Origin of the sequence: Pseudoxanthomonas wuyuanensis (assembly GCF_900215535.1) — a bacterium.
Lineage (GTDB): Bacteria > Pseudomonadota > Gammaproteobacteria > Xanthomonadales > Xanthomonadaceae > Pseudoxanthomonas_A > Pseudoxanthomonas_A wuyuanensis.
The window spans coordinates 22,109-44,005 of the sequence record NZ_OCND01000003.1 but is presented as its reverse complement, the minus strand read 5'-3'; the positions used below and the strand labels follow the sequence as shown (position 1 = coordinate 44,005).

General features: G+C 64.7%; 19 protein-coding genes. 7 read left to right on the top strand and 12 right to left on the bottom strand.

Annotation, left to right across the window (positions count from 1 at the left end; translation table 11 throughout):
• Positions 1–44 precede the first annotated feature (44 nt).
• Positions 45–941: an OmpA family protein gene (locus CRO39_RS07970; RefSeq protein ID WP_202926341.1), complete on the bottom strand. Its 897-nt coding sequence runs from the start codon at positions 939–941 to the stop codon at positions 45–47.
• A gap of 179 nt (positions 942–1,120) precedes the next feature.
• Here CRO39_RS07970 and CRO39_RS07965 point away from each other — a divergent pair, with 179 nt between their 5' ends.
• Entirely contained in the window at positions 1,121–3,853 is a 2,733-nt protein-coding gene (locus CRO39_RS07965; protein WP_162125899.1) for a protein kinase domain-containing protein, read from the top strand.
• A gap of 55 nt (positions 3,854–3,908) precedes the next feature.
• Here the strand turns inward: CRO39_RS07965 and CRO39_RS07960 are convergent, their stop codons facing one another.
• Entirely contained in the window at positions 3,909–4,691 is a 783-nt protein-coding gene (locus CRO39_RS07960) for an IclR family transcriptional regulator (RefSeq protein WP_097121373.1), read from the bottom strand.
• A gap of 176 nt (positions 4,692–4,867) precedes the next feature.
• Between CRO39_RS07960 and fucP the strand changes: the two genes are divergently transcribed.
• Together fucP and CRO39_RS07950 are read left to right on the top strand one after the other, a co-directional pair.
• Entirely contained in the window at positions 4,868–6,166 is a 1,299-nt protein-coding gene (gene fucP / locus CRO39_RS07955; protein ID WP_097121372.1) for an L-fucose:H+ symporter permease, read from the top strand.
• Positions 6,167–6,169: 3 nt separating this feature from the next.
• Positions 6,170–6,544 (top strand): L-rhamnose mutarotase, encoded by a 375-nt coding sequence (locus CRO39_RS07950; RefSeq protein WP_097121371.1) that lies wholly within the window; start codon positions 6,170–6,172, stop codon positions 6,542–6,544.
• 142 nt (positions 6,545–6,686) lie between these two features.
• Here the strand turns inward: CRO39_RS07950 and CRO39_RS07945 are convergent, their stop codons facing one another.
• The 8 genes from CRO39_RS07945 to CRO39_RS07910 form a co-directional block, all read right to left on the bottom strand.
• Entirely contained in the window at positions 6,687–7,826 is a 1,140-nt protein-coding gene (locus tag CRO39_RS07945; protein WP_097121370.1) for an L-lactate dehydrogenase, read from the bottom strand.
• Between the two features lie 40 nt (positions 7,827–7,866).
• The gene (locus CRO39_RS07940) at positions 7,867–9,213 is read right to left on the bottom strand and encodes an L-fuconate dehydratase (protein ID WP_097121369.1); all 1,347 of its coding nucleotides are present in this window, start codon (positions 9,211–9,213) and stop codon (positions 7,867–7,869) included.
• A gap of 9 nt (positions 9,214–9,222) precedes the next feature.
• Positions 9,223–10,077 (bottom strand): fumarylacetoacetate hydrolase family protein, encoded by an 855-nt coding sequence (locus tag CRO39_RS07935; RefSeq protein ID WP_097121368.1) that lies wholly within the window; start codon positions 10,075–10,077, stop codon positions 9,223–9,225.
• A gap of 26 nt (positions 10,078–10,103) precedes the next feature.
• Positions 10,104–10,850: an SDR family oxidoreductase gene (locus tag CRO39_RS07930; RefSeq protein WP_097121367.1), complete on the bottom strand. Its 747-nt coding sequence runs from the start codon at positions 10,848–10,850 to the stop codon at positions 10,104–10,106.
• 52 nt (positions 10,851–10,902) lie between these two features.
• The gene (locus tag CRO39_RS07925; RefSeq protein ID WP_097121366.1) at positions 10,903–11,754 is read right to left on the bottom strand and encodes an amidohydrolase family protein; all 852 of its coding nucleotides are present in this window, start codon (positions 11,752–11,754) and stop codon (positions 10,903–10,905) included.
• On the bottom strand, positions 11,751–12,725 hold the full coding sequence (locus CRO39_RS07920; protein WP_097121619.1) for an aldo/keto reductase: 975 nt from the start codon (positions 12,723–12,725) through the stop codon (positions 11,751–11,753). The genes CRO39_RS07925 and CRO39_RS07920 overlap by 4 nt, the downstream gene beginning before the upstream one ends.
• Positions 12,726–13,398: 673 nt before the next feature.
• Complete coding sequence (locus CRO39_RS07915) at positions 13,399–13,998, bottom strand: response regulator (RefSeq protein WP_162125900.1); 600 nt, start codon at positions 13,996–13,998, stop codon at positions 13,399–13,401.
• Between the two features lie 20 nt (positions 13,999–14,018).
• On the bottom strand, positions 14,019–15,581 hold the full coding sequence (locus CRO39_RS07910; protein ID WP_176520176.1) for a sensor histidine kinase: 1,563 nt from the start codon (positions 15,579–15,581) through the stop codon (positions 14,019–14,021).
• Between the two features lie 409 nt (positions 15,582–15,990).
• On the opposite strand from CRO39_RS07910, the gene CRO39_RS07905 reads away from it, so the two are divergent.
• The 4 genes from CRO39_RS07905 to CRO39_RS07890 all read left to right on the top strand — a co-directional run bounded on the left by CRO39_RS07905 (position 15,991) and on the right by CRO39_RS07890 (position 18,585).
• On the top strand, positions 15,991–16,410 hold the full coding sequence (locus CRO39_RS07905; protein ID WP_097121363.1) for a hypothetical protein: 420 nt from the start codon (positions 15,991–15,993) through the stop codon (positions 16,408–16,410).
• A 32-nt stretch (positions 16,411–16,442) separates the two neighbouring features.
• On the top strand, positions 16,443–16,928 hold the full coding sequence (locus CRO39_RS07900) for a YidH family protein (RefSeq protein ID WP_238394701.1): 486 nt from the start codon (positions 16,443–16,445) through the stop codon (positions 16,926–16,928).
• A gap of 50 nt (positions 16,929–16,978) precedes the next feature.
• Entirely contained in the window at positions 16,979–17,347 is a 369-nt protein-coding gene (locus CRO39_RS07895; protein ID WP_097121362.1) for a DUF1622 domain-containing protein, read from the top strand.
• An 86-nt stretch (positions 17,348–17,433) separates the two neighbouring features.
• Entirely contained in the window at positions 17,434–18,585 is a 1,152-nt protein-coding gene (locus CRO39_RS07890) for a hypothetical protein (RefSeq protein ID WP_141400749.1), read from the top strand.
• Here CRO39_RS07890 and CRO39_RS07885 read toward each other — a convergent pair whose 3' ends face one another.
• Together CRO39_RS07885 and CRO39_RS07880 are read right to left on the bottom strand one after the other, a co-directional pair.
• The gene (locus CRO39_RS07885; protein WP_097121360.1) at positions 18,586–20,853 is read right to left on the bottom strand and encodes a patatin-like phospholipase family protein; all 2,268 of its coding nucleotides are present in this window, start codon (positions 20,851–20,853) and stop codon (positions 18,586–18,588) included.
• Positions 20,854–20,943: 90 nt separating this feature from the next.
• Positions 20,944–21,753: a hypothetical protein gene (locus tag CRO39_RS07880; protein WP_097121359.1), complete on the bottom strand. Its 810-nt coding sequence runs from the start codon at positions 21,751–21,753 to the stop codon at positions 20,944–20,946.
• Positions 21,754–21,897 lie beyond the last annotated feature (144 nt).

Sequence of the window (21,897 nt, the reverse complement as noted above, 5' to 3'; positions counted from 1 at the left end):
GTGGGGCCGGACCGCGTGTCGCGCGGACGCGGCGGTCCGGCGATTCAATCCAGCACCACGATCTCCACGCGCCGATTGGCTTCGGCCTCTGGAGCGCGCGGCTGCTTGAGCCGGCTTTCGCCGTGTCCCTGTACCTCCAGACGCTGAGGCGATATGCCGAACGTGCGCGCCAGATAGTCGGCGACCGCCGCGGCGCGCTGCCGCGACAAGCGCAGGTTGGCATCGACACTGCCGACCGCGTCGGTGTGCCCGTGGATGCCGATGCGGCGCGCGGCCAACGGCGGCGCCAGCAGGGTGCGGCCCAGTTCGTCCAGCTGCGGCAGGCTGTCGGCTCGGATCGTCGCCTGGGCGAAATCGAACAGGATGTTGAGATCGACGCGCCCCTGCCCGGCCAGCGCATCGCCAATGCGGCCAGCGTCCTGCAGGTCGGCCTGCACCACCGGCATGGCGACCGCGCAGGCCGCTGGCGGCGGGGATGGCGGGGCTGTACGGGCCAGGTCGAACTGCTTGCAGGCCGACGCGCCGCCAACCTTGCCGGTGAAGCGGCGGCCCGCGGCATCGACATGGCCGTCGAAGGACACCACGTGATATCCGGCGGGCCTCAGCAGCCAGTCCCCACCCTTCAGTTGCAGGCGCCCAGTGGACGGTTCGTAGGTGCCGCTCATGGTGAAGCAGCCGGTCGGCACGCGCGGATTGCGTGGGTCGGCGTAGAAGTGGAACAGCGCACGCGCCTGGGTTGGCGTGGCCTCGGTGATGCTCAGGGTCAGACCGGTCAGGCCCTGCGCGCAGACGTAGGTGCCCACCCACGGTCCCAGTACGCTGCGGCTCGGCGGCGACTGCGCCGCGGCAGGCATCGCCGGCTCCGCAAGCAGGGCCAGTACCATCAGCGCGGCCGGCAGCCGCCACGTGCCGTTTGGCCGCCGTATCACGTCCATTGCCATCGTCTTTCTCCGCGTGATGAACCCTGAAAGCCACCGCGTGCGTATCCGGTGGCACACGGCGGATGCTGCAGGCGACGGGCGCAGGTGTCCTCACCCGCTTTTCAAGAAACCTTCAAGCGCGTCCAGCCGGGCCCGGCATCGCAGCCGGAGCCTGCGCAACAGGCGCTATCATCGGCCGCATGCCGTCCTCCCAGCCTTCGCCCGATGCCAGGCTCTACCGGTGGCGCTTCGGCGCTGTCGAGTTCGACGAGAGCCGCCATGAACTGCGCGTGGCCGGCCTGGCGGTGGATATGGAGCACAAGCCGCTGCAGGTGCTGTCGGTCCTGCTGCGCCATGTCGGCGAGGTGGTGACCAAGGAAGAACTGTTCGAGCAGGTCTGGGCCGGCCGCATCACCGTCGACCATGTTCTGGCCACCGCGATCGGCAAGCTGCGCAAGATGCTGGACGCCGCCGGCGAGGACCGCATCGTCACCGTGCCGCGCATCGGCTACCGGATGGACGGGCCGGTCGAGCGCGTGGCGCAGGGTCAGCGCCTGGGCACTGCGCTGAGTTTCGTGGCCGGCCAGCCGGTACCCGGCCGCGAGCATTTCCTGCTGGAACGGCCGTTGGGCCGCACCCTGGGCAGCGAAGTCTGGCTGGCGCGGCAACCGCGCAGCCGCGACGCGCGCGTGTTCAAGTTCAGCCTCGGCGGCGAACGGCTGGCGGCGATCAAGCGCGAAGCCACGCTGATGCGGGTGCTGCGCGACACCCTGGGCGAGCGCGACGATTTCGTCCGGGTGCTGGACTGGAACTTCGAGACCGAACCGTTCTTCCTGGAATGCGAGTACGGCGGCGAGTCCCTGCCCGAATGGGCGGCATCGCAAGGCGCGCTCGCGGAATGGGACCGCGAGCGCAGACTGGCGTTCTTCCTGCAGATCGCTGCCGCCGTGGATGCCGCGCACAGCGTCGGCGTGCTGCACAAGGACATCAAGCCCGCCAACGTGCTGGTGCGCGCGCGCCGGGAGGCTCGCTGGCAGCCTTGCCTGACCGATTTCGGCAACAGCCGCCTGCTGCAACCCGAGCGGCTGGCCGAGTTGGGCATCACCGGCATGGGTTTGACGGTCACCACTGCCAGCAACGGCTCCGGGACGCCGCTTTACCTGGCACCGGAACTGATCGCCGGCCAGGCCGCCACCGTGCGCAGCGACCTGTATGCGCTGGGCGTGCTGCTCTACCAGTGGCTGGTTGGCGACCTTCGGCGCCCGATGGCTCCGGGCTGGGAACGCGACATCGACGATGCGCTGCTGGTCGAGGACATTCGCCGCGCCACCGACGGCGATCCGGCGCAACGCCTGGGCAGCGTGGCGGAGCTGATGGAGCGGCTGTCGGCGTTGCCGCAGCGCCGCGCCCTGGCCGAACGGCAACAGGCCACCGCGCTGGCCGCGCATGCGGCGCAACGCACGCTGGAACAGACCCGTGCGCGCAGGCCGTGGGTGATCGCCACTATCGCCATGCTGAGCGCCGGTCTGATCGCCAGTTCGCTGTTCTGGTACCGCAGCGAGCAACAACGCAGGAGCGCGGCGATGCAGGCGGCCCGCGCGGAAGCGGTGGTGCGCTTCCTAAGCGACGATCTGATCGGCGCGCTCAGTCCCGGCGGTGCAGGATTCGAACGCGACCCCACGGTACGGCAGATGCTGGAGCACGCCGGAACTCCGTTGACCACACGCTTCGACGGCGATCCCGCCGTGCGCGGCGGCATCCACGCTGCGTTGGGCGATGCCTGGCGCACGTTGGGCGATCGCGAACGCGCCGCCGGGCATCTGCGCAACGCGGTGCAGGATTACGGCCGGGCCTTCGGCGTCGACGACGAACTCACCCTGATCACGCGCTACGGTCTGGTGCGGACGTTGGCCTATGCCGGTACGTCCGAGGCCTTCGCTGAAGCCGAACGCCAATTGCGGGAGGCCGACCGTCTGGCGGGCAGCACGCGCCTGCGGAGCGAAAATCCGCTGGCGTTGTATGCGGCGATCGCACGCGGTCAGCTGCATTTCCAGCAGTTGCAGATCGAACCCTCGCTGGCCGCGCACCGACGCGCGGACGCATTGCAACGCAAGCTGAGACCGGACGACGCATCAATGGCCGCGCTGATCCGCTCCAACATTGCCGATGCCTTGCTGCGCTCGGGCAAGGCCGAGGAAGCCGTGCCGCTGCTGCGCGCGCTCCTGGCCGATCCGCTGTTGGACGCCAGCCGCATAGGCGAGTCGACCACGGCCGGCTACCGGGTAATGCTGGCGCGAGCGCTGCGCAGCCTGGGCCGCTACGCCGAAGCGCTGCCGATAGCGCAAACCGCGGCCGCCACGACCGAACGCATCCTCGGTCCGGACGATTACACCACCCTGGTACAGCTGTCGCTGGTGGCCAGCATCCATGACTATGCCGGCGCCTGCGCCAAGGCGCTTCCGATTGCACGCACCGTGCGCGAGCGCGTGGCGCACCGGTATGGCGAGGAGCGTCAGGCCACACTGATCGAAACCGGCAACCTGGGCTTCAAGGAATACGATTGCGGCGACCGCGAGGCCGGACTGGCCTACCTGCGCCAGGCCGAGAGCGGCCTGCGCCGCCACTTCGGCGAAGACAACGTGGCGGCGCACAGTTTCCGTTACGCGTTGGCCAATCAGCTGGCCGACCAGGGCCGCCACGCCGAGGCGTTGGAGATGGTCGACGGCCTCAGCGTGCCTGCGTTGACGGCTGGCGATTCCACGCCCGGTTGGGAACACCGTCTACAGGCGCTGCGCGGCCGGATATTGATGCAATCCGGGCGGCAGCAGGAAGGCCGTCCGCTATTGGCGGCGGCGATTTCGGCACTCACCGATCTGGGCGCAGAGGATGATGAGCAGATGCGTGAGTGGCGGGGACTACTGGACAAGCAATAGGCTGCATCGACGGGATTACCGCGGCAGCTGTGCAGCAGCTACTTGAACCAGTATCTCACCCCGTCCCAGTATTCCGCGGCGGACGATACATCAGCGCCTGCGATATCTGGTCGGCCGCTTCGCGCAGTGCTGCCAGGGCTTCCTGTGCATCGATCTGCTGCGGACGGCGTTCGATGAAGGGCACCGTCAGCGTATAGGTGGCGTGCTCCTGCTGCAGGATGGGCGCGGTCAGATCGATCACGCCCACCACGGCCTCGCTGGGATGCATCGCATAGCCCTGTTTGCGCACTTGCTGCGCCGCTTTCAGGAACTCGGCGCGCTGGTACGGCACCTCGCTTTCATCCAGCAGTTTCAGCCACCGCGCCTGCACATCTTCCTGCTGGAATGCGAACAGCACCAGGCCGGAAGTCGAATGCGCCAGCGGCCGCCGATGGCCGGGCCGCACCACCATGCCCAGGTCGGCGGGCGCATCGATCTGCGCGATCACCACGATCTGATCGTCCGAGGGCGCAACCAGATGGCAGGGCTGGCGGATCCGGTCGGCCAGATGCCGCATCACCGGCAGCGCCACTTCGGTGACGTTCTGCACCTGCGGCTGTTGCATGCCCAGCATGAACAGGCGGTTGGTCAGCACGTAGCCGCCATCGCCGGCGGCTCTGGCCAGGTAGCCGCGCTCCTCCAGCACCTGCAGCATGCGGAAGATCTCGCTGCGCGAACGCCCCACGCCTTCCGAGATTTCGCCCATCGACCGCGGCCCGGCGTTCTGCGCCAGCAGTTCCAGGATGTCCAGGCCCTTGTCCAGGGCCGGTGCGCGGTATTTGGGAGTCTTGGCAGTCATGCTGAACAGGATAAGGGAACGGGCCAGCGCACAGCGGCAACGGTCCGAGATCCTGCCGCACCGCAGCCAACACATCATTCATATATGAATACTATTTTTATATTTGCATAATCGCGGCAGCCGCAGTAGGCTCCGGAAACGCTAGCGCGCAGCAAACCTTGGGAGGGGTAAGCGGCATGCACTTCGAAGACACCACTACGGTTGCGCCCAATTCCCTGGCCCGCGCCGCCATCCTGCCCCTGGTGCTGATTGTCAGCCTGTTCTTCCTGTGGGGAATGGCCAACAATCTCAACGACATTCTGATCAAGCAGTTCAAGAAAGCCTTCGAGCTTTCCGATTTCCAGGCCGGCCTGGTGCAGAGCGCGTTCTACCTGGGCTACTTCGTGTTCGCCATTCCCGCCGGCATGTTCATGAAGCGCTACAGCTACAAGGCGGCCATCATCCTCGGGCTGCTGCTGTACGCCGCCGGCGCGTTCCTGTTCTATCCGGCGGCGCAGGCGCATACCTACAACCTGTTCCTGCTGGCGCTGTTCGTGATCGCCAGCGGTCTGGCGTTTCTGGAAACCACGGCCAATCCGCTGGTCACCGTGCTGGGTCCGGCCGAAGGCGCCGCGCGGCGCTTGAACCTGGCGCAGGCGTTCAATCCCTTGGGATCGATCACCGGCATCCTGATAGGACAGCATTTCATCTTCTCCGGCGTCGAGCATACGGCCGAGGATCTGGCGGCAATGACGCCCGCGGCGCGGCAGGCCTTCTATGTGGCCGAATCTTCGGCGGTGCAGACCCCTTACCTGGTCATCGGTGCGGTCGTGGTGCTGTGGGCGCTGCTGATCGCACTGGTGCGCTTTCCTGCGACCTCGAGCGCGGCCGAACCGGCAGGCCAGCGCCACGGCATCTTCGGCCGCCTTCTGCGCAAGTGGCGCTTTCTCCTTGCCGTCGTGGCGCAGTTCTTCTACGTGGGCGCGCAGGTCGGCATCTGGAGTTTCCTGATCCGCTACGTGCAGGACGGCTTGCCGGGCACGCCGGAAAAATCGGCGGCGACATACCTGACCGTTTCGCTGGTGCTGTTCATGCTGGGGCGGTTCGTCGGTACGGCGCTGCTGCGCTATCTGCCGCCTGCCCGCCTGCTGGGAATATTCGCGCTGATCAATCTGGCGCTTTGTTCGGTCGCGGTGGCGTCGCCGCACTTGATCGGCACGTATGCGCTGGTGGCCAGCAGTTTCTTCATGTCGGTGATGTTCCCGACCATCTTCGCGCTGGGGCTGGAAGGACTGGGCGATGACGAACGCAAGCTGGGTTCCTCGCTGATCGTCATGGCGATCATCGGCGGCGCCATCCTGACCGCCTTGATGGGCGCGGTTTCGGATCTGGCGGGCATCCATTGGTCAATGGCGGTTCCGGCGCTGTGCTTTGCGGTGATCCTGTGGTTCGCTTTCGCGTCCGCCCGAGGCGCGCGCGCGGCCGGGAGCGCTTGAGCGATGCCGCGACTCTATTACGCGCTGGACCTGCGCGACGATCCGGCGCTGATCGCCGAGTACGAGCGCTGGCACAGCCCCGAGGCGATCTGGCCTGAAATCGTCGAATCCATCGTCGCCGCGGGAATCCATGACATGGAAATACACCGCGTCGGCGACCGGCTGGTGTTGACCATGGAGGTGGACGAGGACTACTCGCCCGAGGCCAAGGCCGCTGCCGATGACGGGAACCCGCGCGTGCAGGCCTGGGAAGCGCTGATGTCCACCTTCCAGAAGCCGCTGCCCGGTTCGGCGCCCGGTGAGAAATGGCGGCCGATGACACGTATCTTCTCGCTATCCCAATCGCGCAGAGACAACGACGACGGCACCGAGGCCTGACTGGTTCCAGCCCGTATGCGGCGTTGCCTTGGGCACCATGTTTCAAGTCATGACGATGGATTGGTTCCGCCCAGGCACTTGAAACGAAACGCTCCAGGCAAGCCTCGCCCGGACCTCCGTGCAAGAAAAGCGCATCCGACGTTCAAAGCACCAGCAATTCGCGGCCGGCCTTGCCCAGATCCGTGCAGCCGGTCAACGACATGGCCACTTCCAGTTCGGCCTTGAAGGTCGCCAGCATTTCGCTCACGCCCTGCCCGCCCGCCGCACCCAGCGCATAGGCCCAGGCCTTGCCCACCAGGCAGCCCTGCGCGCCGGTGGCCAGCACCCGCAGGATGTCCAGGCCCGAGCGGATGCCGCCGTCCATCAGCACCGGCACGCGTCCTCCCACCTCGTCCAGCATCGCCGGCAAGGCGGCTATGCCTGACGGCACGCCGTCCAGCTGACGCCCGCCGTGGTTGGACACCACGATGCCGTCGGCGCCCGCCGCCAGTGCCGCGCGCGCATCGGCGGGATCCAGCAGACCCTTGACCACGATGGGGCCGTCCCAATGGCTGCGCACCCAATCCAGATCCTTCCATGTCACGGTCGGATCGAAGTTGTTCTTGATCCAGCCTGCGAATGCGCCCAGTCCGCCCTCGCCTATCACCTGTGGCGGAATATTGCCGAAGCGGTGCGGCCCGCCGCGCAGGCGCACATCCCACAGCCAGCGCGGATGGGTCATGCCCTGCCAGGCGCGCATGCAGGCACCCTTGGCGCCGCCAGGTCCGGACATGCCCGAGCGCAGATCGCGGTAGCGCGCGCCGGCGATCGGCAGATCCACGGTCAGCAACAGCACCGGGCTGCCGGCGGCCTTGGCCCGTTCGATCAGCTGCTTGCAGAAACCGCGGTCGCGGACCATGTAGAGCTGGAACCAGACCGGGCCGCCGCTGCTCTCAACCACTTCTTCCAGCCCGCAGATGCTCAGCGTGGAGAGGCAGAACGGCACGCCGGCCGCGTGCGCCGCGCGCGCCGCCTGCACTTCGCCGCGCCGTGCGTACATGCCGGCAAAGCCGACCGGCGCCAGCGCCAGCGGCATGCTCATCGGCTGACCGAACAGCGTGGTCGCCATCGACAACACGGAGATGTCGGTCATCACCCGCTGACGCAGCGCGATCGCCCTCAAATCGTCGATATTGCGGCGCAGGGTGATCTCGTCGTACGAACCGCCGTCGATGTAGTCGAACAGCAGCCGCGGCAGGCGGCGTCGCGCGGCGTCGCGCAGATCCGAAACAGGCTTGGCCATGCTCAACTCCGGTCGTTATGCAGGGCAGCGATGCGCAATGCTATCCCGCCGCTTGCGCGCTGAGGCCATCCGAGGCAACCGCGGGCACTTCGCCGCTCCAGACCGGGCCGGCGGGATAGAGATGCTGCCGCACGGAATCGACATGCATCTCCGCCGAAAATCCCGGCTGCTCCGGCGCAAGATAACGTCCATGACGGATACGTACCGGATCGACGAAGTGTTCGTGCAGATGGTCGACGAACTCGATGGCGCGGTCTTCCTTGCTGCCGCTGATGGCGACGAAATCGGCCATGGCCAGATGCTGGACCAGTTCGCACAGGCCCACGCCGCCGGCATGCGGAAACACGCGCACGCCGAACTTGGCGGCCAGCAGCAGGATGGCCAGGTTCTCGTTGACCCCGCCCACGCGCGCGGCGTCGATCTGGATCAGGTCCACCGCCTGCGCCTGCAGCAACTGCTTGAAGACCACGCGGTTCTGCGTGTGCTCGCCGGTGGACACCGGCACCGGCGCGATGCCGCGGCGGATGGCGGCATGGCCGAGAACGTCGTCCGGACTGGTCGGCTCTTCGATCCAGGCGATGTCGAACTGCGCCAGCTGTTTCATCCAGGCGATGGCCGGGCCAACGTCCCAACGCTGGTTCGCGTCCACCGCCATCGCCACATCCGGGCCGATCGCTTCGCGCGCCAGGCCGCAGCGGCGGATATCGTCCTCGACGCTGAGTCCGACCTTGAGCTTGATGGTGCGGAAGCCTTCCGCCACCGCTTCCCTGGCCAGGCGGGTCAGCTTCTCGTCCGAATAGCCCAGCCAGCCGGGCGAAGTGGTATACGCCGGGTAGCCCTCCTGCAGCAACGCCGCCACCCGCTGCGCCTTGCCCGGTTCGGCGGCGCGCAGCAGCTCCAGCGCCTGCTCCGGCGTCAGCGCATCGGAGAGGTAGCGGAAATCGATGGTGCGCACCAGCTGTTCCGGCGTCATGTCGGCGATGAAGCGCCACAACGGCTTGCCCGCACGGCGCGCGGCCATGTCCCAGGCGGCATTGATGACGCCGCCGATGGCCATGTGCATCACGCCTTTCTCCGGGCCCAGCCAGCGCAGCTGCGAATCGTCGGTCAGGCTGCGCGCGAAGGCGCCCAGATCGTCCAGCACCGCATCGACGTCGCGCCCCAGCACCAGATGCGACAGCGCGGAGATCGCGGCAGTCTGCACATCGTTGCCGCGGCCGATGGTGAAGACCAGCCCATGGCCGGCCAGTCCATCCGGGTCGTCGGTGCGCAGGATCAGGTAGGCCGCCGAATAGTCGGGGTCCGGGTTCATCGCGTCGGAACCGTCCAGTTCGCGCGAGGTGGGAAAGCGGACATCGTAGGTGTCTATTGCGGTGAATCTGCTCATGTCCGTTCCTTAGCGGGTGCTTTCGTACGCAACGACCTGCTGCCGCTGCCGGCCCAGTCCTTCGATGCCCAGTTCCATCACGTCCCCCGGCTTGAGGTAGACCGGCGGCTTCTGGCCCAGGCCCACGCCCGGCGGCGTGCCGGTGCTGATCACATCGCCCGGCATCAGGGTCATGTAGCGGCTGATGTAGCTCACCAGCGTCGCCACACCGAACACCATGGTGCGGGTGCTGCCATCCTGGTAGCGGTGGCCATTCACTTCCAACCACATCGCCAGGTTCTGCGGGTCGGCAACTTCGTCGCGGGTGACCAGCCACGGCCCGATGGGGCCGAAGGTGTCGCAGCTCTTGCCCTTGACCCACTGCCCGCCATGCTCGAGCTGAAATTCGCGCTCGGACAGATCATTGATGACCGCATAGCCGGCCACATGCTCCAATGCGGTTTCGACCGGCACATCGTGCGCCCTGTCGCCGATCACCACGCCCAGTTCGACTTCCCAGTCGGTCTTGCGCGAGGCGCGCGGGATCACCACCGTATCGTCGGGCCCGATTACCGCGCTGGTCGCCTTCATGAAAAGTACCGGCTGCTCCGGCACGGCCATGCCGGATTCGGCGGCATGGTCGGCGTAGTTCAGGCCTACGCAGATGAACTTGCCGATCCGGCCCACCGCTGCGCCCAAGCGCACATCGCCGTCAACCAGCGGCAACGAGGCGGTATCGAGCGCGCGGATCTTCTCCAGGCCGGCGGCAGTGAGGTGATCGCCGGCGATATCGTCGACGATGTGGCCAAGGTCGCGGATGCGTCCTTCGTCATCCAGCAATCCCGGCCGTTCGTTCCCGCTCGGCCCGTAGCGCAGCAGTTTCATTGCAACATCTCCTTCTCGTTCATTCGTCAGTTCGACCAGCCGCCGTCGATGATGTGGGTTTGTCCGGTGGTGAAAGAGGACTCGTCCGACGCCAGATAGACCACCAGCGCCGCGATCTCCTTCGGCTCGCCCAGCCGGCCCATCGGCTGGCGCTCGATGAAACCCTTCCACACCGCGTCCTGGTCGCCGCCCAGCGCGGCCACGCGCTCGGACAGCGACGGGGTCTTGATGGTCCCGGGGCAGATCGCATTGCAGCGCACGCCGCGGGTGACGAAATCGGCCGCAATCGCCTTGCTCAGGCCGATCACCGCCGCCTTGGTGGTGGAGTAGGCAAACCGGTTGGGCACGCCCTTGATGCTGGATGCAACCGAGGACATGTTGATGATGCTGCCCCGGCCCTGCGCCAGCATGCCCGGCAACACCGCGCGGCACAGTGCGTACATGCCATCGACATTGATGGCGAAAGAGCGCCGCCACGCCTCCGCATCGCAATCGAGAATGCTGCCCTGATGCACGTATCCGGCGCAGTTGAACAGCACGTCGAACGCGCCCTGCGCGGATACGAACGCGTCGATGTCCGCCGGACGGGTGACGTCCAGCAGATGCGTCTCAATCGCTTCGCATTCGGCGGCAAGCGCAGCCAGGGCCTGCGCATCGATATCGGTGGCCAGCACCCGCGCGCCCTCGCTCGCGCATGCCAGCGCACTTTCGCGGCCGATGCCGGCGCCGGCGGCGGTGATCAGGCAGCGCTTGCCTTGCAGACGGCCGCTCATGGCGCTGCCTGCAGATAGGTGGATGATGGGGACATCGTTTTGCTCCCGCGATTCATGGATAGGATTTCTGCGCCAGGCGATAGAAGCGCTGGGCGTTGTTGGCGAAGACGTCTTCCTCGTACCCGGCGGCCAGGCGCGCCACCAGCGCCCTGGCCATGTCGAACCAGTCCAGGTAGTCGGCGCTGGCGGTCAGTACCGGCCAGTCGCTGCCCCACATGATCCGTCCTGGCCCGAAGCTGGCGAACAGATGGGCCACGTAGGGCTCGATGTCCGCCGCCGATGCGCTGCGCCCGGCTTCGGTCAGCAAACCGGACAGTTTGCACAGCACATTGGTCTGCCCGGCCAGGTGGGCAATCTGCTGGGCCCAGCCAGCGAATCCGCCGCCGGCGATGTCCGGCTTGCCGGCATGGTCAAGCACGGCCCGCAGTTGCGGGTGACGGGCAAGCCGCTGCGCAAGCACGGGCAGGTGCACCGGCGCCACCAGGGCGTCGAACGACAGATCGTTGGCCACCAGCGCATTGAACGCCGGATCCAGTTCGGACCTCAGCAGCCATTGCGGGTCGGCGATGTCCTGGACCATCGGCCGCAGTCCTTTCAGGCGGCCCTGCGCATCGCGGCACAGCGCGGCTATCCGCTGCGGCGCGTCTGCGGCCTCGAAGTCGGTCCATCCGACAACGCCGGCAATCAAAGGATGCTGGCGTGCGAGATCGAGCAGGTAGTGGGTTTCGGCTTCGGTGGCCGCGGCCTGGACCACCACCACCGAATCGACCCCGCATGCGCGCAAGGTCACGTCGATGTCATTCGGCACGAAATCGCGATACAGCGCGGAAAATTCCGGCGTCAGCCACAGATAGTCGCCGCGTGCGAGCTGCCAGAAGTGCAGGTGCGAATCGACCGCTCTCATGCGGCGGCCCCTCCCAGCGTTCTTGCCCAGTCCTGCAGCAGCCCTTCGGCGCGAAGCTGCTGCCAGAGTTCGGCAGGCACTTCCGCACGGTACCGCAGCGATGCGCTTATGGCCTCTTCGGCGCTGCGCATGCCGGCCACCACGCTGACCACCGCCGGATGGGCCAGCGGGAACTGCAACGCGGCAGCACCCACGTCCACGCCGTGCTCCGCGCAGATGGCATAGATGCGCTGGGCGCGCTGCAGCACTTCCGGCTCTGCCGGCGCGTAGTTGTAGGTGCTACCCGGCGCACGCGCATCGCTCATCAGGCCCGAGTTGTACGGCCCGGCCACCAGGACGCCGATGTTGCGCGCCTGCGCGCCCTGCATGATCCGTCGCGACGCGTGCTGTTCCAGCAAGGTGTAGCGACCGGCCAACATCACGCAGTCCAGCGGAAACAACGGCATCAGTTCGACCGCGATGTCTTCCTCGTTGACGCCGATGCCGATGGCGCCGCAGGCGCCGGAGGACTTCAGCTCCGCCATCGCCGGCAACGCCTCGTCCAGCGCCTGCCGCAGCATGGCCGGATGGTTGTCGCCATGGGTGAGCCGGCCGATGTCGTGCAACAGCAGGATGTCGACATGATCGGTTCCCAGCCGCTGCAGGCTGGACTCGAACGAGCGCATCACGCCATCGCGGCTGTAGTCGAACTCGGCTTTGCGGCCGGCCACCGCAAAGCCTTCCCGGCCCGGCTCGCGGCTGGTGTCTTCATAGATTCGCCGCCCGACCTTGGTGGAGATGCGGACGCTGTCGCGGCGCACGCCCTTCAGGCCCAGGCCCAGGCGGGCTTCGCTCAGGCCATAGCCGTAGTAGGGCGCGGTATCGAAATAGCGGATGCCCTCCCCGAGCGCGCTGCCTATCGCCCGCATCGCCTCGTCGTCGCTCACCGCGGTGTACAGATTGCCGATGGGCGCGGCGCCGAAACCCAGCATCGGCAGGCGCACGCGGGTCGTGCCCAAGCGCCGTTGCGCAATCTCGGTTGCGGCGGCCAGGGTCTGGGTCACTTCACCTGCACCTGGTCAATACCGCTGCACCGGCATCTCCGTTCGCCGGCTGCGCAGCTGGCGCGATGCGCGTTGCCGGCGCCGGCACCGTGCCACGGGCGGGCGCACCCGGCGCGCGCAGGCTCTGGACTGAAGCCACCAAATTGGATCCACGCATGCTGTCCCCTCCCAGGGAGTCAGAACCGATGGCAGCGGCGCATTGGACGGATTGCGCCGACTATCCCATGGGCCCTGTATGTTTCATATACGAATTTACATCTCATATTTGAATCAAACAAGCTGCGGCGCACCAATGCAGGTGCCATCTTGTAATTCATTGATATAACTGAAAATCTTATTGAGGACGCCGGAAAAGATTCCGCGGGACGGCGTCGTTGGCCCCTTCCCCCGATTAAGCAGAAGGGTCTGCCGGTCAGGAGCTCGCTGAGGTCGAGCGGCACCACCGGACAGGTCGGTCGCCACCGAACGCGCACGGTCAAGGCGTGGCCGCTGCCACCCCCAGGTCGTTGAAGAGCGCCAATCCCGTGCGCGTTGCAAGTCGCCAGTCCTGCCCATACCCGGACTCGCGCACGGCAAATGACAGTTTTTCCAGCGCCGGCCGCTAGCTCTTTATCAGGCCCAGACGCTCGGCTTCGCGGATCAATGCAACGCTGCTGGTGACCCCAAGCGTGCGCATGATCGAATAGCGGTGCGAATCGACGGTCCGGACAGACACGCTCAGCTTTGTGGCGATCTCCCGCGATCGCATGCCGGAAGAGAGCAAACCGAGCACCTTCTTCTGCATATTCGTCAGCGACGGCACCTTCCTCTGACCGGAGATATAGGGCCACAGTTCGGGACTGACATAGATGTGGCCATTGCTCACTTCGTGCATGGCTTTCAGGAGTTCGTCACCCGCCGCAGCCTTCAGAACATATCCCCTGGCGCCGCTCTGGATGGCCTCTCGCACCATCGCTGGCTCGTTGTGCACCGTCATGAATATCACCGGCGTTTGCTGGCCCGCAGCGAACAGCCGCCTGACCGCCTCGATGCCGTCGCAACCGGGCATGGAGACATCGGTGAGGATGATGTCGGGTTGGTGCTGGACCGCGCTTTCGAAAAGCGCGTCGCCGTCCGAAACCACTTCCAGCAGGTCATAGTCCTTCGAAATAAGATTGGCGATACCCTCCGCGACCATGCGATGGTCGTCGGCAAGCAGCACCAGCGGTCTCCGTCGGTCTGTCATGCGCTTAGCTCCATGGTCACACTGGTACCCCTGCCTGGGCGGGAACGGATGTGCAGCTTGCCGCGTACCAGTTGCACCCGTTCCTTCATGCTGACCAGGCCAAGACCGCTATGCATCGCAACCTCCTTCAGCACAAAACCCCGTCCGTTGTCCGAAACACGCAAACGCCAGCGCCCATCCGCGGCGGACAATACGATCTTCATCGCGCTTGCGCCGGAGTGCTCGATGGCGTTGCGGATGGATTCCTGCGCCACCCGGTACATACACAGCGCGCGCTCGCCCTCCAGTTCATCCAAAGCTGGATCGATCTCAATCCTCAGCGCAATCTCGCCCCCCCAACGCCCCTCGATGACCCGCACAAGATCGTCGATAGCCCCTCCTATGCCTGCATGCTCCAACACCGACGGGTGCAGGCTATGGGAGATGTTCCTCACTTCGTCGATCAGTTCCCTGATGCCAGCGGTGACCTCGTCAACCGGCGCATGCAGGTCTTCCGGACTTCGCTGCCTGATTGAGCTCAAGGCGATCGAGAAGAACGTCAGTTTTTGATTCACGCCGTCATGCAGTTCACGGGATATCCGGATGCTCTGCTCCTCCTGGCTCTGCATCAGCCGCGCCGCTAGGCTCCTGTTTTCCTCGCTGGTGACCGACAGCCGGTGGAGAATGTCGGTTCTCTGCCGGGCCTGAATCGCCAGCGCATGTACCAGAACTCCCGCCGCCAGCGTCCATAGCTGCATGATGTAGCTGTTGACGTGCCCCAGTTCGAAGGTATCGACCCGGTCCAGCCTGATCGCAACGATCATGGCGGGAAGAAACGCAACCACAAGACCCACGCTGGGACCGAACGTACCGAACTGGAATGCCGCCAGCATGAGCAGAGGAATCGGTACAAACAGCGCCAGCGGAATGTTGCTGAGGTTGGAAGGCGCCGCATGCCAGGCCAGGGCCGATATCATCCAGAGTCCGACGCTGAAAAGGAAAAACCCGACCACCTGCTTCCTGACGTCGCGCCAAGGCGGAAACTTCGCCCTCTGCAGTTCGACCATCAGTGGCGTGACCAACATGAAGCCAACGGCAAAAGCCGTTGTTCCCAGCATCCAAAGCCTTGGAAGCGATATGTCGTCGCGCATCATCGCCACTACGCCGACAAAGCCGGATGAGCACGCGACGGAAACGCCCGCCACGACAATCAGGAAGAACCGCGCAAGGTGGCCGATGGTAGGGAACATGACCCGCTGTCTCGGACCGAGCTTGATGGCCGCAGCACCGGCCGCGATGCAAGCGGATATCCAGAGATAGCCGACCGCCGGCAGGACCACCATGCCGACGCCGGACCGCAGCGCGAATGCGAGAACTCCGCCCGCAGTGAAGCCAGACAGCAGCAACAACCAGGACTGCACGGGACGACATACAAGGTACGCCAGGATGAGTCCGCCCGGAATCCAGATGGAAGTGATTTCGGCCGGTTTGACGAGAAGCGCGTGCGAGGCCACCTGCCCGGCAAGTCCGCACGCAAAACCTATGCCGATCGCAGCCAGCCGGGACCGCCATCGCTCCAAGGCGGCTGGCGGGCCGAGTATCCTTCGCCCCACTATCTCCCGCGCAGACATAATCCCACCCCGGAAACGGCTCCATACTCGCGGCGCGTTGGTCTGGCCCCCCGACAGGGATTCTGCTACGCAAGCCCAGCGTAATCAACTACGCCGGCACAGGTGATTTTACCTACTGCATCTCAGTATGAGCACGCGGAACGCAATGGCTAAGTAGTTCTACTTAGCTGCACGACGCAAATTGCCTTCGCAAGTTCCGATCTATTGCGGATTGAAGGATGCCGGAGAGGCATCGAGAATCTTCATCTGTTCCAAGGCAACGTTGGACATCACTGCCATCCCGGCCGCTGCGCCGGAACAGCTACGTGTTGCCGCCGTGCGTCGGCGCTCCCCGCCTCCCTTGCAGAGTGAATGGATAATGGATGTATTCATCGAGATGCTACGGACCTTCACCTCCGAGATTGCGGCAAGGCCCGAGGGACCCATGGCATTCCGCTTCATCTTGCAACCGCTCATGTCGCTGCTGATGGCGATGCGCGATGGCATCAAGGACGCGCATTCGGGAAAGACCCCGTATCTGTGGCATATCGCCTCCGCGGACAGTTCGTCGCGCAAAGAGGCGCTGTACGAGGGGCTGCGTTCGACAGGTCGCATCATGTTCATAGGCATCGTCATTGATGCGATCTACCAGTACAAAGTGATGGAGGGTCTGGTGCGGCCGCTTGAAGCCGTGACGGTCGCACTGGTGCTCGGGTTTGTGCCGTATCTGCTCTTCCGCGGACCCATCGCCCGCTTCGCGCGCCTCATCATCCGGCGGCGCAAGCCCGCCAGCAAATAGTCCCATCCAGTTCATGCGTAACGGAGAAAATGATGTCGTTGAATGATGCAAACCAGGCCGCCGGCGAAAGCGTCAACGAAGCTGCAGGAAATCCATCCCTGCAGATGGGCGCAAGACGGACCGGCATGGCGTACCAGCGAACGCGGCTGAGCGCGGAGCGGACCCTGATGTCCGTCATCCGTACTTCTCTCTCGCTCATTGGCTTCGGTTTCACCATCTACCAGGTTTTCAGCAGCGCACAGAGCCTGAGCCAGGTCAGCATCGGCGCTAACGCTCCTCGCAACTTCGGCACCGCACTGGTAGCGCTTGGCATCGGCATGCTGGTTGTCGGCATCGCCTATCACATCAGCTTCATGCTGGCGCTCCGCGCAGACAGGGAAGAGGGAATTGCATCCAGCCAGATTCGCGGCCTCAGTCCCTACCCGGTCTCGATGACCCTGGTGGTCGCCTGCGCGCTACTGCTCCTGGGAATCCTGGCGATCTCCAGCATGGTGTTCGGCGTGCATCCTTTCGGCTGACACCGTATGACCAGGGCCATCCTCAGGCAACGAGCGGTGGAGGGAAACGCATGGAGACACTTGAGAAACTTCTGATTGAGGCCACAGAATTCGCGGTCCTGTTCATCGATGCACTGGTTCTGCTGGCCATCGTCGCCGCCACAGCCAGGGCCGCGTGGGAGATGCTTCGACTCGCCGCGCGCTCGCGCTCCGGGCAGCGGGGAGACTTTCGCCCGATCTGGCTCGACTATGCCCGCTGGCTGGTCGCGGCGCTCACATTGCAGATTGGTGCGGACATACTGGAATCGTCGATCGCACCCTCCTGGCAGGCCATCGCGCAGCTCGGCGCAATCGCGGCCATACGCACCTTCCTGAACTACTTCCTTGAGCGGGACATCCGGGAAGTTGCAGGAGATATGCCACGGGAGAACGCCGGCTAGCCAAGCCCGGCGCGCCAAACCGCGTATCGGAACGTCACCGCGAACCCGATGCGTCCCAGAGTATGAGTCCGGTCACGAGGGCGCAAATGAAACATCGCTACTCCTTGATGCACGGCGGTTTGATCTATCAGGTCCTGGACCGCCTGCTGCGGCGCAAGCCCGAATACCTGCACCTATGGCTGGCCGTGCTGCTGGCCCTGTTCTGCCTGCTGCCGATCGCCATCGCAGCGGCCATCAACGGCACTCTGTACGGCTCGTCAGCGGACGTTCCTTTGCTGCTTGATTTCTCGATGCTCGGGCGATTCCTCCTGACCGTACCGCTTCTGGTGATCGCCGCACCCCAGTGCGATCGCCTCATGCGTTGGACGATCGCCCATATTCCGAAATGCGGACTTGTACCCGTCGGCAAGCAGCCCGCTTATGACCGCCTACTGTCGCATATCCGGTCTCTCCGCGACCCGGTTTGGCCGGAAAGCCTGCTGCTGATCCTGGCGTTCACTCCTTTGCTCTATCTGGAGACGACCTTTGATGCCATGCCTGGAATCGATAGCTGGCGTAGCGGCGGCGACGCAATGAGCCGGTTTGCGGCAGCGTGGCTGGACTGGGTGGCTTTGCCCCTCTTCCGCTTCGTGTCGCTCCTGTGGCTGTGGCGATTCGCATTGTGGACCTACCTGCTGTGGCGCCTGTCGCAGCTTCACCTGCGACTCGATGCAGGCCATCCCGATGGCTCCGGCGGAATCCTGTTCCTAGGCGAATCGCAATTCCGGTTCGTTGTACTTGCGCTTGCCGGCGGCATACTGGTGTCGGGCAACTGCATGAATCACGTCATGCATCTGGGCGAATCCATCGACCAGCAGAAGCATCTGGTGATCGCCTACGTTCTGTTGTCCGTCGGCTGCCTGCTGGCGCCGTTGCTGCTGCTGGGGCGACGACTGTTCGGCGTGAAGCAGAAGGCGCTGCTCGCGTTCTCCGAACTGGGGCATTCGGCCGCGTCGGATTTCCGCAGCCGCTGGCTTGCCCGGCATCGGCAGAAGTCCTTGCTCGACTCCGGGGACCCCTCTTCGCTGGCCGACTATGGCTCGGTGTACGCGACGGTCCGCAGCATGTCCATCTTTCCGATGACACGTGCGACCATCTTGTGGTTCTTTCTGCTTGCGGCGCTGCCGTTCCTGCCGCTTTTCGTCATCGCCATGCCGCTGGAGGAGTTGCTGGACCGTCTCGTTTCCGTGATCGCCTGATCAGAAGGGCGTGCCGATCTCCAGGAAGGCGACGCCGTCACCGCCTTCCCGCATGCCGTAGCCGAACATGAGCGGGCCCAGCCATGAATCAAACCCGATATAGACGCTGCCGTTCAGAATGCCGTCGTCGAAAGCCATGCGGGAACGCAGCTCCCAGGCGTTGCCGTACTCCAAGGTCATGCCAACGCTTGCGGAACGCCCGAACAGCTCGGCCAGTTGGAAACTGTACCCGGCCATCAGAAGCGCATAGTTCTGGCCGGTAAGCTCGTTGTAGTGGAATCCCGCAAGCCGCCCGCGTCCGCCAAGACGATAGCGTTCCTGCAGCGGCAGGATCCCGGAAATGGTGGAGTGGTACGCGCCACCGAACTGGACGGCGTGCCTGCCAAAGTCCTTGGCGAGCAACATATCGGCCTCCACCTGATTGTATTCGGTGTCGCTGCCTAGCCATTTCTCGGATGACGTGTATCCGAGCGCAGCGTAGTAGCCGGAGCGGGGGAAAAACAGACTGTCCAGCCGGTCCACGATGGCGCGGACCGACCAGGCGCCATTTTCGGAATCGAAGGATCGCAGCGCAGGCAGGCCTACCTCGACCGATGCCTTGCCTGTGGACCGCTCGATGCCCACGGATACCGCGGCGTGGTTGCCAAATTCGCGACCGAAGCGGACTTCTCCCCCAAGCGTACGCACGCTGTAGGTTGCGACCTTGTCGCCATCATCGGTGTACAGGTGAACGTTCGGATTCCTGTACTCGAGCTGGGTGTACAGCTGGTACCTGTTCCTGACGTCAAAGGGCAGGAAGTACTCCGCCTTCAGTCCCGGTTCGCTACCGATGTCGACGGCCAGGCGGGCTTCCGCGCCGTAGCTGGAGAGCGGCGAGACCAGAACGGCGGCGCGAAGATTGCTTTCATGATTGCCCGAGAAGTCGGACCCGGACCGCAGGCCCACCTGGATGTAGTTGGGGCCATGCGGCTTGGGACGCGCCCGCACGAGCACACCGGTCCTGCCGTCTTCCTCGACGACCTCATAGGTCATGCTGGAAATCGTACCGAAGCTGTACGCCCGCAGCAGCCCATCCTCCATCTTTCGGGTATCCAGCGGTTTTCCTGTCTCCGCCTGCAGACCGCCAAGCAGCAACTTGTCGGCATACTGGGTCTGGTTGTCTATCCGAACAAAATTGACGATGACATCGCCCTTTGGCGCATGGCGCCGATGGTCGACGTACGTCGCATATGCTTGCGGCGGGATCGCAAGGCGAGCAAGGCCCTCCTGCGCGGATTCGGCGGCCTCCTTGCCGATGCGCAGCGCCTCCGCGGCCTTGGTGAAATCGCCGGTGGCGACTTCGGCGCCCAGCTCGGGAACTATCAACAGGTCCTGCGAACCGAGATTGGCCCGCTGCTCCGCTGCATTCCGCGTGGTCATCATCGTGCTTATCTGCGACACCACATCCAGTACGCTGGCGTCTGTCCCATAGGTCGTCAACGGGGTGCCAACATCGACCGCAATCACGATGTCGGCGCCCATGCTGCGAACCACGTCCACCGGCACCTGGTTCGCAAGACCGCCGTCGAGCAGGACGCGGCCATCGATCTCGACCGGCTGGAAGATGCCGGGCAGCGACATCGACGCGCGCATCGCCATCGCAAGACTGCCATGATCCAGGACCACGGCCTGACCGGTATTGAGATCGGTCGCGGTAGCCCGGTAAGGAATCGGGAGCGCATCGAAATCGCTTATCGCGCTGACCTGCAACGTTTCCTTCTCGAAGAGCGCCAGGATGCGCTGCCCTTGCAGAACCCCGGGCGATAGACGCAACCTTCCGCCGCGGATGCCGACGCCGATGGTGGCAAGCCTGTCGCGGTCATCCTGTTTGCGCCGGAATGAACGCTCCGGACGCGCGAGCGAATCGTCGAACAGGTTCATCCAGTCCATCGACGTGACCAGCGCTTCCAGCTCGTCGACCGAGTGGCCGGCGGCGTACAACCCGCCTACGAGCGATCCGATGCTGGTGCCGGCGATGCAGTCGACCGGGACATGCATCTCCTCAAGCTTCCTGAGCAGGCTGACATGCGAGATGCCGCGGGCGCCGCCGCCGCCCAGCGCAAGGCCGATGGATGGCCGGTCGCTGCCATCTCCTGGTGCGCAAACCCTGGATGCCGGGCCGTCCACCGCCAGGGAAGAGAAAGACACCAGCAGAAGCCCGGCAAGTGGCAGCCGCCGGCGTGGCAGCAACCGGAATGATCTGCGCGGTGAACGTGTTCCGTAGTTCATGGTGGCAACGCTTGTCCGGATGGGAGTTGGGTGGATACGCGGCCCGGGATGCGCATACTGGTCATGGCACGGCGGACTGCCTTGGTAGCCTCAGAACCCGAGCACCTTGAAGCCGACTTCAATGCTCCAATCGCCCGGCCGCTCGCTACCGAACATGACGGTGGGCTTCACATAGACCTGTGCCTGGCCGCCAAACGCCTTTCCGACCGCCATACCGGCGGTGACCGCAAGGCTTGAGAACTGCGCGTCCTTTTCCCAATCGAAGTTCAGCGCAGGGTCGATCGTCATGAAAGTACGCGGACTGGATATCTTTGGCACGTAGTAGAAATCGAACGTGGTTACGCTTACATCGGCACGGCGGTCATCGCCGCCGATGTCGACGCTATGCACCAACGCCGGAGCGAAGATTCCCTGCGGAAGGAACCTGGCATAGATGAAGGTGCCCTTGAGTACGTTTCTTCCTGTCCCCAGTTCGTCGCGCGAAGCGCTGTCTAAGATCAGTTCACCCTGCACTACAAGGCCGCGCTTGCGCGTCAACCCAAATACATGAGTGCCCGTCAGCGACACATCGCCAATGCCGAAATCGCCGTCTCCCGTTACGTCGTTGCTGACGACAGGGACGCGCAGACGAATGCTGTAGTCCTGCTTCTCCCCGAACGGCATGGTCAAGTCAAGACGTGGCGCATGACGCGAGCTGTTCGGCTTGATGTCGTTGTACTCGTATGCCACAGCGGCCGTCGTGGTGAGCCGGGTTGGATCCGTTCCGTTATTGGGATCGCGCTCGGCTTCCTGGGCGATTGCCGCACCCGTGTCAGCAGCGGCAACGGCGACTGTCAGCAGCAGCGCCGCCGGGTGCCTCAACCGCAGGACATGTCCTGCTTCCTTGTAGTGATCGCTCATGCATCTCCAGTAGCCAGGCTGGGGGCGTCACACCCGCACGACCTTGCGTGGTCGTGCGAATAGGCGGGGAAAAAACACTCGCACATCGGCTCCGCGATGCAGGGTGCTCAGCGCCATCGATCCCTGCCGCCGATACGGTGGCGG

Bases quoted from the DNA above. Each gene is read 5' to 3' on its own strand.
- CRO39_RS07970 (WP_202926341.1), bottom strand. From the start codon at position 941: ATGGCAATGGACGTGATACGGCGGCCAAACGGCACGTGGCGGCTGCCG.
- CRO39_RS07965 (WP_162125899.1), top strand. From the start codon at position 1,121: ATGCCGTCCTCCCAGCCTTCGCCCGATGCCAGGCTCTACCGGTGGCGC.
- CRO39_RS07960 (WP_097121373.1), bottom strand. From the start codon at position 4,691: ATGACTGCCAAGACTCCCAAATACCGCGCACCGGCCCTGGACAAGGGC.
- fucP (WP_097121372.1), top strand. From the start codon at position 4,868: ATGCACTTCGAAGACACCACTACGGTTGCGCCCAATTCCCTGGCCCGC.
- CRO39_RS07950 (WP_097121371.1), top strand. From the start codon at position 6,170: ATGCCGCGACTCTATTACGCGCTGGACCTGCGCGACGATCCGGCGCTG.
- CRO39_RS07945 (WP_097121370.1), bottom strand. From the start codon at position 7,826: ATGGCCAAGCCTGTTTCGGATCTGCGCGACGCCGCGCGACGCCGCCTG.
- CRO39_RS07940 (WP_097121369.1), bottom strand. From the start codon at position 9,213: ATGAGCAGATTCACCGCAATAGACACCTACGATGTCCGCTTTCCCACC.
- CRO39_RS07935 (WP_097121368.1), bottom strand. From the start codon at position 10,077: ATGAAACTGCTGCGCTACGGGCCGAGCGGGAACGAACGGCCGGGATTG.
- CRO39_RS07930 (WP_097121367.1), bottom strand. From the start codon at position 10,850: ATGAGCGGCCGTCTGCAAGGCAAGCGCTGCCTGATCACCGCCGCCGGC.
- CRO39_RS07925 (WP_097121366.1), bottom strand. From the start codon at position 11,754: ATGAGAGCGGTCGATTCGCACCTGCACTTCTGGCAGCTCGCACGCGGC.
- CRO39_RS07920 (WP_097121619.1), bottom strand. From the start codon at position 12,725: ATGCTGGGTTTCGGCGCCGCGCCCATCGGCAATCTGTACACCGCGGTG.
- CRO39_RS07905 (WP_097121363.1), top strand. From the start codon at position 15,991: ATGGATGTATTCATCGAGATGCTACGGACCTTCACCTCCGAGATTGCG.
- CRO39_RS07900 (WP_238394701.1), top strand. From the start codon at position 16,443: ATGTCGTTGAATGATGCAAACCAGGCCGCCGGCGAAAGCGTCAACGAA.
- CRO39_RS07895 (WP_097121362.1), top strand. From the start codon at position 16,979: ATGGAGACACTTGAGAAACTTCTGATTGAGGCCACAGAATTCGCGGTC.
- CRO39_RS07890 (WP_141400749.1), top strand. From the start codon at position 17,434: ATGAAACATCGCTACTCCTTGATGCACGGCGGTTTGATCTATCAGGTC.
- CRO39_RS07885 (WP_097121360.1), bottom strand. From the start codon at position 20,853: ATGAACTACGGAACACGTTCACCGCGCAGATCATTCCGGTTGCTGCCA.
- CRO39_RS07880 (WP_097121359.1), bottom strand. From the start codon at position 21,753: ATGAGCGATCACTACAAGGAAGCAGGACATGTCCTGCGGTTGAGGCAC.